The organism is Salinicoccus siamensis (genome assembly GCF_055391965.1).
This window is the reverse complement of sequence record NZ_AP043765.1, coordinates 1288882-1303522: the sequence shown is the minus strand read 5'-3', so window position 1 is coordinate 1303522 and position 14641 is coordinate 1288882. Positions and strand designations below refer to the sequence as shown.

General features: G+C 46.3%; 14 protein-coding genes. All 14 read left to right on the top strand.

The window, feature by feature from the left end; translation table 11 throughout:
• Positions 1 to 159 precede the first annotated feature (159 nt).
• The 14 genes from lepA to ACZ5LF_RS06705 all read left to right on the top strand — a co-directional run bounded on the left by lepA (position 160) and on the right by ACZ5LF_RS06705 (position 14583).
• Positions 160 to 1983, top strand: coding sequence for a translation elongation factor 4 (gene lepA, locus ACZ5LF_RS06770; RefSeq protein WP_380570279.1), 1824 nt, complete (start codon positions 160 to 162; stop codon positions 1981 to 1983).
• 45 nt (positions 1984 to 2028) lie between these two features.
• The gene (gene hemW / locus ACZ5LF_RS06765) at positions 2029 to 3144 is read left to right on the top strand and encodes a radical SAM family heme chaperone HemW (protein ID WP_380570280.1); all 1116 of its coding nucleotides are present in this window, start codon (positions 2029 to 2031) and stop codon (positions 3142 to 3144) included.
• Positions 3145 to 3237: 93 nt separating this feature from the next.
• Positions 3238 to 4236, top strand: coding sequence for a heat-inducible transcriptional repressor HrcA (gene hrcA, locus ACZ5LF_RS06760; protein ID WP_380570281.1), 999 nt, complete (start codon positions 3238 to 3240; stop codon positions 4234 to 4236).
• A gap of 5 nt (positions 4237 to 4241) precedes the next feature.
• Positions 4242 to 4856, top strand: a complete 615-nt coding sequence (gene grpE / locus ACZ5LF_RS06755; RefSeq protein ID WP_380570282.1) for a nucleotide exchange factor GrpE — start codon at positions 4242 to 4244, stop codon at positions 4854 to 4856.
• Positions 4857 to 4914: 58 nt separating this feature from the next.
• Positions 4915 to 6750: a molecular chaperone DnaK gene (dnaK, locus tag ACZ5LF_RS06750; RefSeq protein WP_380570283.1), complete on the top strand. Its 1836-nt coding sequence runs from the start codon at positions 4915 to 4917 to the stop codon at positions 6748 to 6750.
• A 94-nt stretch (positions 6751 to 6844) separates the two neighbouring features.
• Positions 6845 to 7969 carry a molecular chaperone DnaJ gene (dnaJ, locus tag ACZ5LF_RS06745; RefSeq protein WP_380570284.1) on the top strand — a complete coding sequence of 375 codons (1125 nt, stop codon included), beginning with the start codon at positions 6845 to 6847 and terminating at the stop codon, positions 7967 to 7969.
• A gap of 2 nt (positions 7970 to 7971) precedes the next feature.
• Entirely contained in the window at positions 7972 to 8904 is a 933-nt protein-coding gene (gene prmA, locus ACZ5LF_RS06740) for a 50S ribosomal protein L11 methyltransferase (RefSeq protein WP_380570285.1), read from the top strand.
• 4 nt (positions 8905 to 8908) lie between these two features.
• Complete coding sequence (locus ACZ5LF_RS06735; protein WP_380570286.1) at positions 8909 to 9655, top strand: RsmE family RNA methyltransferase; 747 nt, start codon at positions 8909 to 8911, stop codon at positions 9653 to 9655.
• Between the two features lie 65 nt (positions 9656 to 9720).
• The gene (gene mtaB / locus ACZ5LF_RS06730) at positions 9721 to 11073 is read left to right on the top strand and encodes a tRNA (N(6)-L-threonylcarbamoyladenosine(37)-C(2))-methylthiotransferase MtaB (RefSeq protein ID WP_380570287.1); all 1353 of its coding nucleotides are present in this window, start codon (positions 9721 to 9723) and stop codon (positions 11071 to 11073) included.
• A 60-nt stretch (positions 11074 to 11133) separates the two neighbouring features.
• A complete protein-coding gene (gene deoC / locus ACZ5LF_RS06725; protein ID WP_380570288.1) occupies positions 11134 to 11799 on the top strand; it encodes a deoxyribose-phosphate aldolase in 666 nt (221 codons plus the stop codon).
• A 101-nt stretch (positions 11800 to 11900) separates the two neighbouring features.
• Positions 11901 to 12077 (top strand): 30S ribosomal protein S21, encoded by a 177-nt coding sequence (gene rpsU / locus ACZ5LF_RS06720; RefSeq protein WP_344700930.1) that lies wholly within the window; start codon positions 11901 to 11903, stop codon positions 12075 to 12077.
• A 119-nt stretch (positions 12078 to 12196) separates the two neighbouring features.
• Positions 12197 to 12880 (top strand): NfeD family protein, encoded by a 684-nt coding sequence (locus ACZ5LF_RS06715; RefSeq protein WP_344700929.1) that lies wholly within the window; start codon positions 12197 to 12199, stop codon positions 12878 to 12880.
• Between the two features lie 51 nt (positions 12881 to 12931).
• Positions 12932 to 13906 carry a flotillin-like protein FloA gene (floA, locus tag ACZ5LF_RS06710; protein WP_380570309.1) on the top strand — a complete coding sequence of 325 codons (975 nt, stop codon included), beginning with the start codon at positions 12932 to 12934 and terminating at the stop codon, positions 13904 to 13906.
• An 11-nt stretch (positions 13907 to 13917) separates the two neighbouring features.
• Complete coding sequence (locus tag ACZ5LF_RS06705) at positions 13918 to 14583, top strand: hypothetical protein (RefSeq protein ID WP_380570289.1); 666 nt, start codon at positions 13918 to 13920, stop codon at positions 14581 to 14583.
• Positions 14584 to 14641: the final 58 nt, after the last annotated feature.

Sequence of the window (14641 nt, the reverse complement as noted above, 5' to 3'; positions counted from 1 at the left end):
TGCATTCACCTCCACCTTGTAGTTGTACAACATTGATTGCAACAAGAAGTATTTTATCAAACATCGCACCCTTATGCAATATAAACAGAAAAGGATTTGAATGAAATTGTTATTGTTGCTATAATACAACCATTGCTATTAGAGAAAGTTGGAAGATAAATGAATGATCAAGAGCGTCTGGAACGACAGAAAAATATACGGAACTTCTCCATAATCGCCCATATTGATCACGGCAAGAGTACGCTTGCTGATCGCATCCTTGAAAATACCAAGTCGGTCACATCGAGGGAGATGAAGATGCAGCTACTGGATTCCATGGATCTGGAGCGCGAGCGGGGCATAACCATCAAATTGAATGCAGTGCAACTTAAATATACCGCAAAAGACGGGGAAGACTACATCTTTCACCTTATCGATACACCGGGGCACGTCGATTTTACATACGAAGTTTCCCGTTCATTAGCCGCGTGTGAAGGTGGCATCCTTGTTGTGGATGCCGCGCAGGGCATTGAAGCGCAGACTCTGGCCAACGTCTATTTGGCATTGGATAACGATCTGGAGCTGATTCCGGTCATCAATAAGATTGACCTGCCTGCAGCAGAACCCGACCGCATCGCCCAGGAAGTGGAAGATGTCATAGGCTTGGATAAAGACGAAGCCATTCATGCTTCCGCTAAGGCGAATATCGGCATTGAAGAAATTCTGGAGCGTGTTGTAGAAACGGTGCCACCGCCAAGCGGCGATCCCTCTGCGCCATTGAAGGCACTCATCTTCGACTCAGTCTATGATCCGTACCGCGGCGTAATCTCCTCGATCAGAATCGTCGAGGGCACGGTCAAGCCTGGTGATAAGATACGCATGATGGCCACCGGCAAAGAGTTTGAAGTGGCCGAGATCGGCATCAATACACCTAAACCACTGCCTGTGCAGGAATTGACGGTCGGTGATGTAGGCTACTTGATGGCCTCAGTCAAAAATGTCAGCGACTCCCGCGTCGGGGACACGATTACGTCTGCCGAAAACCCGGCAGAAGCGCCTCTCAAAGGATACAAAAAAATGAATCCGATGGTCTACTGCGGCATCTATCCGATAGATGCAAACAAGTATACTGACCTTAGGGAGGCATTGGAGAAGCTCGAATTGAACGATTCTTCGCTGGTCTATGAACCCGAGACATCACAAGCACTCGGCTTTGGCTATAGGACAGGATTCCTCGGACTGCTCCATATGGAAATCGTGCAGGAGCGGATTGAACGCGAGTTCGGCATCGAATTGATTGCGACCGCGCCGTCCGTAATCTACGATGTCTATATGACGGACGATACGAAGATAGCCGTCGACAACCCTGCAGAGATGCCGGATCCGCAAAAAATTTCACATATCGAGGAGCCATACGTCAAATCGACCGTCATGGTCCCGAACGATTATGTAGGGGCAGTGATGGAACTGTGCCAGAAGAAACGGGGTAATTTCATCACCATGGATTACCTTGACGACATCAGGGTAAACATCATCTATGAAATCCCACTTTCAGAAGTAGTATTCGACTTCTTCGATCAGCTGAAGTCGCAGACTAAAGGCTATGCTTCATTTGATTATGAACTGATCGGCTATAAGGAAAGTAAGCTTGTCAAGATGGACATTCTGCTCAATAACGAAAAAGTCGATGCCCTGAGTGTCATCGTACACCGGGACTTCGCCTATGAACGCGGCAAAACCATCGTCGAGAAACTCAAGACACTCATACCCCGCCAACAGTTCGAGGTGCCTGTCCAGGCTTCCCTCGGTCAAAAGATCATTGCCCGGACGAACATCAAGTCAATGGGTAAGAATGTTCTTTCCAAATGTTACGGTGGGGATATCAGCCGGAAGCGTAAACTGCTCGAGAAGCAGAAGGAAGGTAAGAAAAAGATGAAGTCGGTCGGAAGTGTCGAGATACCGCAGGAAGCATTCCTGGCCGTACTTAAAATGGATGAAGATTAAAAGCCACTACATCAGTGGCTTTTAGTTTTGATTGGAGAGTAAATCATGACAGAGAGTCTATATATCCACATACCGTTCTGCAACCGGATCTGCACATATTGCGATTTCAATAAAGTGCTCATTAAAAACCAGCCTGTCGATCAATATTTGGATGCGCTGATTGCAGAACTCGAAGGAATTGAACAAACGAACTTCAGAACTGTATTCGTCGGGGGCGGCACACCAACCGCCCTGACCGAGGCACAGCTCGATCGCCTGCTGACGGTCATCAACAACCGATTCGACATAACAGAAGAATTTACATTTGAAGCCAACCCGGATGAATTGACGCCGGGCAAACTGGATGTCCTTAACACCCATGGCGTCAATCGTGTGAGTCTTGGCGTGCAGACGTTCAATGAAGATCTGCTTAAAGTTCTGGGCCGCTCACACGGTTACCGGGACATCTTCAACGCCATAGATCATATGGAGAAGATAGGGTTGAACAACTACTCATTGGACCTGATGTATAACCTGCCGGGTGAAACGATGGATGACCTGGATGACAGTCTGAGCCACATCGCTTCCCTGAAGCCAAAGCACGTGTCATGGTATTCGCTGATCATAGAACCCCACACCGTTTTCTATAATCAGATAAAGAAAGGCAAGATGACAGTGGATGACGACGATGTCGAGGCGCGTAAATATTTATATGTCATCGATGGATTAGATGCATTGGGTTATCCCCAATACGAAATCTCAAACTTCTCCATGCCACAGTACGAATCTGAACACAATAAAACATACTGGAAGAATGAACCTTATTATGGCGTCGGAGCAGGGAGCCACGGCTATATAGACGGAACAAGGTACTATAATATCAAACCGGTGAACCATTATATAGAAGCGATGAGGGAATCAGGCAATGTCGTCAAAGAGAAGATCATCCTTGAAAAGAAAGCTCAGATGGAAGAGGAGATGTTCCTTGGCCTGAGGATGAATAAGGGCGTCGACATGGCAAGATTCGGCCAAAAGTACGGTCCGATAGAAGATGTGTATGGCGAAGTGCTGGCGCGTCAGATTGCTGCTGGACATCTGGAACAACATAGCGGCTACGTATCACTTACGCAGAAAGGACGGCTTGTGGGCAACACCGTTTTCATGGATTTTCTCCTCGATTGAGTGTTTTTGAATTAATTCAAACTTATGGATTGACATTCTTTGACCATTTTGATAAATTAATATTGGCACTTGAGGATATGGAGTGCTAATGAGGTGAAGTCAATTTTAACCTATAGACAGGAGCTCATACTTTTTTCGATAGTTGATGATTTTCTGAAGGTTATGATGCCGATCAGTTCCAAATATCTGATCGACAAGTATAACCTCGACATCTCTTCAGCAACTGTGAGGAATGAAATGGCCAAGCTTGAAGCGGATGGCTTCTTGACTAAGCCACATACCTCAGCAGGTCGCATACCGGCAAGGAAGGCGCTGAGATTCTATATTGATAGACTCAACCAGCAGTTGAGCACAGATAGTGATGCACTCGACTTCACTTTCCTGCCGAAGATGGAAAGGGAGATGGACCGCGATCAGATGAGCCGTTCTTTGGCAGATATGATCAGCGGGACCACCCAATACCTGACCCAGGTTTCCTTATCTGAAGAAGATGAAAAAGTAAAAGGCCTTTTGCTTACACCCATTACCACACACACACTATTATTGATCATCGTGCTCCAATCAGGTGCAATCCGAAAAATTCCAGTCAATATGGAAGACGCAATCACGGTACCTGAGTTAGAAAAGCTGGGTAACGAGCTGAATGTGCTGACGCTCGATCAGCCGATCAGCAGATTGCCGGAGATCATCCATGCAATGGAAGTCAGGCATGCGCTTAACAGCTTGAAGACGAACTTGGGGCGGGCAGCTGCAGAAACTGCCGGCGAGCCGGGGCAGATAGTGGGGCATTCCGGATTCAACCATCTGATCCATCAGATCAGCAGCGACATCAGCACTTTGCAGCTGCTGTATGACGATATGGAATCAGATCAGTTGAATGAATTGATCGATCTCACTAAAATAGATGGCGTTGATGTCTATTTCAGTGATGAATTGAATCGGGACTATGATTCCATTTCAGTCATTGCAACGGACTTTCATGTAAACGGCATGAACGGCAACTTGATGATCATCGGTCCAGAATTGATGGGGTACAAAAAAGTGATCCAATTGATGTACGCCATCCGGAACCAGGAAATGAAAAAGGAGTGATTGTAGTGACAGAAAATAATAGCGAAGAAACAGTGGCAAAAAAGAATCATGCCGAGGATGAAGACACAATCATCGAGCATGAGTCGACTGACCAGGAACAAACTGGAATTGAGGCCGACAGTGCTGAAGTGGTATCAGATGACGCCTCAGCCCAATCAGAGGCCACACAAAAGGACGAGGAAATCGAGGCGCTTAGGCAGAAGCTGGAAGATGAAGAAAACAGAAATCTGAAGCTGCATGCTGAGTTTGATAACTTCAAGCGCAGAAATCGTCAAGAGATTGAAAACAACAACAAATACAAACACCAGAAGATTGTGGAAGATCTTCTCCCGATCATTGATAATTTTGAGCGGGCCCTTAAAATCGAGGGGGACTCCGAGTCTTTCGTATCACTCCACAAAGGTGTTGAAATGGTCTACAATGATCTTGTCAATACATTGATGAAATATGAAGTGACGGAAGTGAAGAGCGTCGGAGAAGAATTCGACCCGAATTTCCACCAGGCGATCATGACCGAGTCTTCTGATAAAGAAGCCGGCATCATCCTTGAGGAATTCCAAAAAGGCTATATCCTGAAGGACCGTGTCATCCGCCCGAGCATGGTTAAAGTAAGCGAATAAAGCTTGCCATCGACACGAATGAAGTAACACCAATCAACCAAAATGGAGGAATTTTGTAATGAGTAAAGTTATCGGTATCGACTTGGGAACAACTAACTCTGTAGTCTCTGTACTGGAAGGCGGGGAACCGAAAGTCATCCAGAACGCAGAAGGCAACCGTACGACGCCTTCAGTAGTTTCTTTCAAAGATGGGGAGAAACAAGTAGGTGAAGTCGCTAAACGCCAGGCGATCACAAACCCTAATACGATCATGTCCATCAAGAGACATATGGGTACTGAACACAAGGAAACGATTGAAGGCAAAGATTATACACCTCAAGAAATTTCAGCTATGATTCTTCAAAACCTTAAAGAAACAGCAGAAAGCTACCTTGGAGAAAAAGTTGAAAAAGCAGTTGTAACTGTACCTGCATATTTCAACGACTCCGAACGTCAGGCAACAAAAGATGCGGGACGCATCGCAGGAATGGAAGTTGAGCGTATCATCAACGAGCCTACTGCAGCTGCATTGGCATACGGCCTGGATAAAAAAGAGCAGGATGAAAAAATACTCGTATTCGACCTTGGTGGCGGTACTTTCGACGTTTCCATCCTTGAACTCGGCGATGGCGTATTCGAAGTGCTTTCAACAGCAGGTGACAACAAACTTGGTGGTGACGACTTCGACGACGTGATCATCGATTACCTGGTCGAGTCCTTCAAGAAAGAGAACGGCATCGATCTGTCTAAAGATAAGATGGCGACACAGCGTCTTAAAGATGCGGCTGAGAAAGCCAAGAAAGATCTTTCTGGAGTATCTTCCACGCAAATATCCCTGCCATTCATCTCAGCAGGAGAAGCAGGTCCTCTTCACCTTGAAGAGACTCTGACGAGAGCCAAATTCGAAGAGCTGTCCAGAAACCTGGTTGAACGCACTATAGGCCCTGCACGTCAGGCAATCAAGGACGCAGGCATCAAAACAAGTGAAATCGACGAAGTAATCCTGGTCGGTGGTTCAACTCGTATCCCTGCAGTTCAAGAAGCAATCAAGAAGGAAACGGGCAAAGATCCAAACAAGAGTGTCAACCCAGACGAAGTTGTCGCAATGGGTGCTGCAATCCAAGGCGGAGTCCTCTCCGGTGATGTTCAGGACGTCGTACTGCTGGACGTTACACCGCTTTCCCTTGGTATCGAAACAATGGGTGGCGTATCCACTGTCCTGATCGAGCGCAACACTACGATCCCGACAAGCAAATCGCAAGTGTTCTCAACAGCAGCAGATAACCAGCCGGCAGTCGATATCCATGTACTGCAAGGTGAGCGCCCGATGGCTGCAGACAATAAGACACTCGGCAGATTCCAATTGACGGACATTCCACCAGCTCCACGAGGCGTACCTCAAATCGAAGTGACATTTGACATCGACAAAAACGGTATCGTAAATGTTGCCGCTAAAGATCAAGGTACAGGAAAAGAGCAGAAGATCACAATCGAATCCAGCTCCAACCTGTCTGATGAAGATATAGACAGAATGGTGGAAGAAGCTGAAAAGAATGCTGAGGAAGATAAGAAACGTCGCGAAGAAGTTGATTTGAGGAACGAAGCGGATCAACTCGTCTTCACTACAGACAAGACGATCGAAGATCTTGGCGACAAAGTGGAAGCGGATGAAAAAGAAAAAGCTGAAAGTGCAAAAGAGGAATTGAAGACTGCACTCGAAGGTACTGATATGGAAGATATCAAAGCGAAAAAAGATGCACTGGAAGAAATCGTCCAAGGCATGTCCATGAAACTGTACGAGCAAATGGCTCAAGAACAGCAAGCCCAGGAAGGTGCAGAGACACAAGGCACTCAAGATGACGATGTCGTTGATGCAGACTTCAAAGAAGTGGATGACGAAGAAGATAAAAAATAAGCAGAACCATAATTTCAATTGAGGAAAAGTCAAAGCCAAACGCATTGGCTTTGACTTTTTTAAATGATATAGTATACAGGTTGGAGGCGATAGTATGGCAAAGAAGGATTACTATGAGGTGCTTGGTGTCAGTAAAGATGCTTCAAAAGACGACATAAAGAAAGCATACAGAAAACTGTCCAAGAAATATCACCCTGATATAAATAAAGAAGAAGGCTCAGATGCTAAATTCAAGGAGATATCTGAAGCCTATGAAACATTGAGCGATGAAAACAAAAGGGCGCAATACGACCGCTTCGGCCATGAAGGCATGAATCAGCAGTTCGGCGGCGGTGGTGGATTCAGCGGCGCCGGTGGCTTTGGAGGTTTTGAAGATATATTCAGCTCATTCTTCGGAGGCGGCGGTAGGATGGATCCGAACGCTCCGAGGAAGGGTGACGACCTCCAATACACCATGACGATCAGTTTTGAAGAAGCGGTGTTTGGGGTCACAAAAACAATCACAGTCAAAAAAGAAGTGCAGTGTGAGACTTGTGATGGCTCAGGTGCAAAACCTGGTACTTCAAAAACGACATGTAAGATGTGTTCAGGAGCCGGCCGTGTCGCAGTCGAACAGAATACGCCTTTTGGCAGGATACAGACCGAACGCACATGCCCAACTTGTCAAGGTACAGGCGAAGAGATCGAAGATCCATGTAATGTCTGTAAAGGCGCTGGCACTGTAACCAAAGATGTCGAAATTGAAGTCACTGTGCCTGAAGGTGTCGACAATGGACAGCAGGTCAGACTACAAGGTAAGGGTGAACCGGGAGTGAACGGTGGTCCGTCAGGCGACCTCTATATCGTCTTCCGTGTCAGAGCCGATTCCAGGTTCACAAGAGATGGCGATGATATCCACTATGAACTGCCGATTTCATTCGCCCAGGCTGCCCTTGGTGATGAAGTCGCAGTTCCGACGCTGAAATCAGAGGTCGTATTGACTGTACCTGCTGGCACCCAGACAGGCAAGCGTTTCCGCCTTAAAGAAAAGGGTGTCAAAAATGTTCATGGCTACGGCCATGGTGACCTCTTCGTGACAGTGAAAGTTGTGACTCCTACCAAGCTCTCCGATAAGGAGATTGATCTGTTCCGTCAATTGGCTGAACATGGCGGTGAAGACATACAGGAGCAGAACGAAAATATTTTTGATAAAACAAGACGATTTTTTAAGGGTGACTGATCATGAAATGGAATGAAGTGTCAATCCATACAAAAGAAAGCAATGAAGAGTCATTCTCAATTTTTCTGAATAAAATATCCAAGGGAGTGTCGGTTGAACACTCCCTCGATATTTTAAAGCGCAAAATAGATGACTTCGACGATAAATATCGCCTTGACCCGAAAGACTATCCGGAGAGTGACATCCGGATCGTCGTCTATTTCGATGAGACGGTGGATCTCGATGATAAGATGGATGCGATCCATTCCTTTATCGATGAAGAACCATTGGATGCCAAAGCGGATATAAAAGTAGCGGTAAAGCAGATAGATGAAGCCGATTGGGAAAATGAGTGGAAAAAATATTTCCATAGTTTCCGCGTTTCAGAGCATTTCGTCATAGTCCCTTCATGGGAGCTTGATGAGTATGAATTTCTGGAAGGCAATAAATTGATCAAGCTGGATCCTGGCATGGCTTTCGGTACAGGAGACCACCCTACGACGAGCATGTGCCTTAAGCTGGTCGAGCGGATCGTCAGACCGGAACACAAGATCATCGATGTCGGGACAGGCTCCGGCATACTGACGATCGGTGCACATCTCTTGGGGGCAAGGGACCTTAAAGCCACCGATATTGATGATCTTTCAATTAAAGTGGCCCGTGAAAATTTCGAGCTGAACGGCTGTGCCGAGGATATTGTACTGGAGACCGGTGATCTGTTGAAAGATGAGACGGAACAGTATGATATCATCATCGCCAATATTCTCGCACATATCGTCGATGATATGATCGATGATGCCTATAGCCGTCTGAATGACGGTGGGAGATTCATCGCTTCCGGCATCATAACCGAAGCTCAAGAAGGAATCACTTCCCATATGAGTGCAGCAGGCTTCAAAATAGAAGAAGTGCTAAAAGAGAATGGATGGGTCAGCATATTGGCCCAGAAGGTATAGCACCATGCAGAGGTACTTCACAAAAGACGTCATCGAAAAAGGGAAGGCTATCGAACTTCCGGAGTCAGATGTGCATCATGTCAGGAATGTGATGCGCTTTAAGCCCGGAGATACTGTCCATATGGTAGATGCTTCGAAACAGACGCATCTATGTAAGTTGCTTACAGTGGAAGAGTCGGTAAGTCTTATGCCTGTGGAATTGATTGAAGAATCCCCCGAACTTCCGGTTGATGTGACAGTGCTGTGCCCGCTTTTGAAAGGCGAGAAATTCGAATGGATGCTCCAGAAGGCAACGGAACTTGGCGCCCATGCCTTTCAGATATATGCAGCGGATCGGTCAATCGTCAAACTGGATGATAAGAAACGGCGGAAACGCCTTGAACGGTTTGAGAAGATCATCAAGGAAGCGAGCGAACAGAGCCGACGCCAAATTATCCCGGAAATAGGATTTGAGGTTGGGGCAATCCAACTGGACTTCAAACAGTTCGACCATGTATTCTTCGCTTTTGAAGGAAATGCAGGGGAGCGTGCAGCCAGTCTAGCCGAAGCGGCGAGTGGAACTGCAGCTGGCGAGCACATAGCCATCATCTTCGGACCTGAAGGCGGGTTCAGTGAACGTGAGATAGAAAGGTTATCGCATTTTCACTCAGTCCATCTTGGGCCACGTATTCTGCGCGCAGAAACAGCTCCGTTATATGCGCTGTCAGCCATCAGCACCATATTCGAAGCATCGTCGGCTCCATTGAAGTAACGGGCCGGCTGTGCTATATTTGGTGCAGATGTACGACAAATTCTATGAAGAAAGATCTGATTTTAATGACTGAAAAAACTATTGCATTCCATACACTCGGCTGTAAGGTGAACCACTACGAGACGGAAGCGATGTGGCAGCTCTTCAAAAATGAAGGGTATGACCGCGTGGATTTTGACCAGAACGCTGATGTATTCGTCATCAATACATGTACCGTAACGAATACTGGAGATAAAAAAAGCAGACAAGTCATCAGGCGGGCCATCAGGAAAAATCCGGATGCCGTAGTCTGCGTGACAGGGTGCTACGCCCAGACTGCACCAAAGGATATCATGGAGATTCCGGGCGTCGATATCATCATCGGTACAGAAGACCGCGACAAGCTGATTGGCTATGTCAACCAATACCATGAGGAACGCCAACCGATCAACGGTGTAAAGAACATCATGAAGAAACGTACATATGAAGAGATGGATGTGCCGTACTTCACGGATAGGACACGTGCCACCTTGAAGATACAGGAAGGATGCAACAACTTCTGCACATTCTGCATCATTCCATGGGCACGGGGTCTTATGCGTTCAAGAGACCCGGAGAAAGTCATTGAACAGGCGACTCAACTGGTCAATGAAGGCTACAAGGAAATCGTCCTCACAGGCATCCATACAGGAGGCTACGGAGAAGATCTCAAGGATTACAATCTGGCCCAGCTGCTGCGTGACCTTGAAGAAGTGGAAGGCTTGAACCGCCTCAGGATTTCAAGCATCGAGGCGAGCCAGTTGACCGACGAAGTCATCGATGTCATCAATGACTCGAATAAGATAGTCCGCCACCTCCATATACCGCTGCAATCAGGTAGTGATACGGTCTTGAGACGCATGAGACGCAAGTACACGATGGAGTTCTTCGAGTCACGCATCATCAAATTAAAAGAAATCATGCCGAATGTCGCCATCACAAGTGACGTCATAGTCGGTTTCCCGGGAGAAACAGAAGAAGAGTTCATGGAGACATATGACTTCATCAACCGTCACCATTTCTCTGAACTGCATGTATTCCCGTATTCGATACGTACAGGCACACCAGCCGCACGCATGACGGATCAGGTGGATGAAAATGTGAAGAATGAACGGGTCCACCGCCTGATTGAGCTCTCTGACCGCCTGGCGACAAGCTATGCCGAACTGTTCAAGGATGATGTGCTTGAAATCATACCTGAGGAAGAGAAAGATGGTAAGCTCATAGGCCACTCGGATAACTATCTGAAGGTGGAAATAGAAGGAGACGCCTCCTTGACGGGTGAGCTCATCAAAGTGAAGATTACTGAACCAGGTTACCCAGTCAGCAAAGGGGAAGTCGTTAAAGTCCTCGAAAAACCGATGGTTAAAGCCTATGCCTATCTGGAGCGCACGATTTAGTTATTTGGATTGAGACAATAAAAAGATCATCTGATGATCCTAAAGTAATGGAGTGGAAGAATGGAACTTTCAAAATATATCGATCATACACTGCTTAAACCTGAAGCAACCCAAGATCAGATTTTCGAACTTTGCAAGGAAGCAAAAGAATACGACTTCTGCAGCGTCTGCATCAACCCAGCATGGGTGGCGACTTCAAGAGACCTGCTGGAAGACAGTAACGTCAAAGTATGTACAGTCATCGGCTTCCCGCTTGGAGCCTCTACTTCTGAAGTTAAGGCGTTCGAGACGATGAATGCTATTCAAAATGGAGCGGATGAAGTGGATATGGTCATCAATATCGGAGCACTGAAGTCAGGAAATGAAGATCTAGTCTATAATGACATCAAATCCGTATGCGATGCAGCCGGTCAGGAAGTGCTCGTCAAAGTCATCATCGAAACTGCGCTTTTAGACAGTGATGAGATCGTTAAGGCGTGTGAACTGAGCAAGAAGGCGGGTGCTGATTTCGTCAAGACATCCTCTGGATTCAATGGTGAAGGCGCCAAAGTCGAAGATGTCGCCCTGATGAGGATGACTGTTGGAGAAGATATGGGAGTCAAGGCCAGTGGTGGCGTACGCTCCTTTGAAGATGCCAAACTCATGATCGAAAGTGGCGCAACGAGAATCGGTGCATCTAGCGGTATAGCGATCGTAAACGGTGGCCAAGGGGAAAGCAGTTATTAATTAGCGGTTGACCCAATTTTCTCTATATATTATAATGTATAAGTACATAGTAGATGCTATGTAATAAGTAAGCTTTTTGTTATCCGGAGGGAGGGAAGACGATGTCTAAAACAGTAGTTAAGCAAAATGAACCTATTGAAGACGCGCTGCGTCGTTTCAAGCGCACAGTTTCTAAAAGCGGCACGATCAAGGAAGCTCGTAAAAGAGAATTTTACGAAAAACCTAGTGTAAGACGCAAAAAGAAATCAGAAGCTGCCCGTAAACGCAAATTCAAATAGGTCGACTCCCTCTGAATAGTCGATATATAGAGACAGCACTTGTGTGCTGTCTCTTTTTAGTGGAATCGATTTTATAATAGTATGTTTTAATGTATAATGAACTTAATGGAGGGATTCAAATGGCGATACTAGATTCATTTTTGCTCGGAAGTTTAATCACAACCTTCAGAGATGTCGTAACCATGCCATTGATTGCCTTTATTTTACTATCCATATTCTTTTTAGGTTTGATCTATCAGTTGTTTTCCGAGAACTTCAATTTACTTGGCCTCCTCTCCTTCCTCTCAATTATCGTGTTTTATGCAGGACACCTTCTTGTTGGAGATTACAATGGGTTATCACTCTCGCTCTTTATTTTGGGCATGATGTTCATTATAATCGAGTTTTTTGTAATCGGTGCCATACTTGGCATTTTGGGTGGCCTGATGCTGCTTTTCAGTATCTTGCTTGTAAGTGATGATATGCTGCTCTTCAGCATTTTCTTAGCTACCATCATTTTATTGGCATTAGTCGAATGGGTGATATTTGTGAAGTTCAAAAAGAAGAAAATTCCTTTTTTGAGCCGTCTGATTTTAGAGGATGCCACAGATAAGGAGTCTGGTTACACGTCATTTGATGACCGGTCGTATCTGCTCGGAGAAGCTGCTAAAACGGTTACTCCGCTCAGGCCATCAGGCACAATCAAGTTTGGTGACCAGCGTATCGATGCTGTTGCAGAAGGTGCGTTCATTGAAGGGAATGTAGATGTAAAAGTGATACATGTCGAGGGAACGCGCGTAGTCGTCAGACCATTAGAAGAATAATGAAAAGGAGCGTATCATATGAATCTTATGTTTATTACAGGATCAGGATTGATGATCATCTTTTTGGTCGTCATTGCATTCATTGTAATTTCCTTCTTCCTGTCCTTCGTGCCGATCGGGCTATGGATTTCTGCCATAGCTGCAGGCGTTAATGTAGGTATTTTCTCGCTTGTTGGAATGAGGCTCAGACGGGTCAAGCCGAAGCGAGTCATCGAACCGATGATCAAGGCACATAAAGCCGGCCTGAAAGTGTCGACGAACCAGTTGGAGTCGCACTTCCTCGCCGGTGGTAACGTAGACCGTGTTGTAGATGCGCTTATTGCAGCGCAGCGTGCGGACATCAATCTTACGTTTGAACGGTGTGCGGCCATTGATCTTGCAGGCCGTGACGTTTTGGAAGCAGTACAGATGAGCGTCAATCCTAAAGTCATCGAGACACCTTTCATTGCAGGTGTTGCAATGGACGGGATTGAAGTCAAGGCGAAAGCGCGCATCACCGTCCGCGCCAACATCGAACGTCTTGTCGGTGGTGCAGGTGAAGAAACAATCGTTGCACGTGTAGGTGAGGGCATCGTTTCCACGATCGGTTCTTCAAAACGCCATACAGCTGTACTTGAGAACCCTGACAGCATCTCAAAGACGGTATTGGCTAAAGGACTCGATTCCGGTACAGCGTTTGAAATCCTGTCGATAGACATTGCTGATGTGGACATCGGCAAGAACATCGGTGCGGATCTTCAGACTGAACAGGCTGTGGCCGATAAGAATATCGCCCAGGCTAAAGCAGAAGAACGCCGTGCTATGGCTGTCGCACAAGAGCAGGAAATGAAAGCACGCGTAGAAGAAATGCGCGCGAAAGTGGTCGAAGCAGAATCCAAAGTACCACTTGCGTTTGCACAGGCACTTGAAAGCGGCAATATCGGAGTCAGCGATTACTACGACCTTAAAAATGTCGAAGCGGATACAAACATGCGCGATTCGATCAATAAAATGACTGACCCGACACGCAAAGATCAAGATGAATAGGCTGTGATACTATGGAAATACTTCCTCTGCTTATATTTTTGGGCGGTATCATCTATACAGCGATCACCAGCCAAAAAGATAAAAGCAAAAATCAGGAGCGGAATATTGATCCGAGCAAGATGGAGCGTCCGACCAGCAAATCTGCACCAAGAAGAAGACAGCCGAACACGCCAGATGAATCAAAAGGCATGTTTGGCGATCTGATGGGCGAGATTGAGCGTCGTATGGGCAACGGAGAAGATAGCAAGACTCAGCCTGTTCGTCAAGAACAACCAATCGGACAATCTTCCAGGCCAGCGTCTACCCGAGGCGAACGCCAACCGAGGGAACGCCGCTCCAGTGAACGTACTTCATCTGAGCGTACGTCCAGTCGCACAATGGAAGATAAAGTGAAGAACACAAGGGCTGGGCGTCAAGCACAGAATCTTGAACGCGAAGTGAGGAACACAGATTGGGCTGAGAGAGTAAAAGAGGAAAGTCAATCCAGAATGGGGCAGTCCCGAAGTCGTAATGCTCCGATAGAAGTTGGTAAACCAGAAGCAGGAACAGAGAGAAGCACTGCCGGTAAAAAGGAAAAACCAAAATTGAAGAAAAATGGTCTTACATTCGAGGCACAAGATGTCGTCAACGGCGTCATTTTTTCTGAAATACTTGGTAAGCCCAAATCGAAGAAATAACATCCGCATTCGCGGGTGTTATTTTTTTTGATTGAATATGATTAATATTGATTATAAA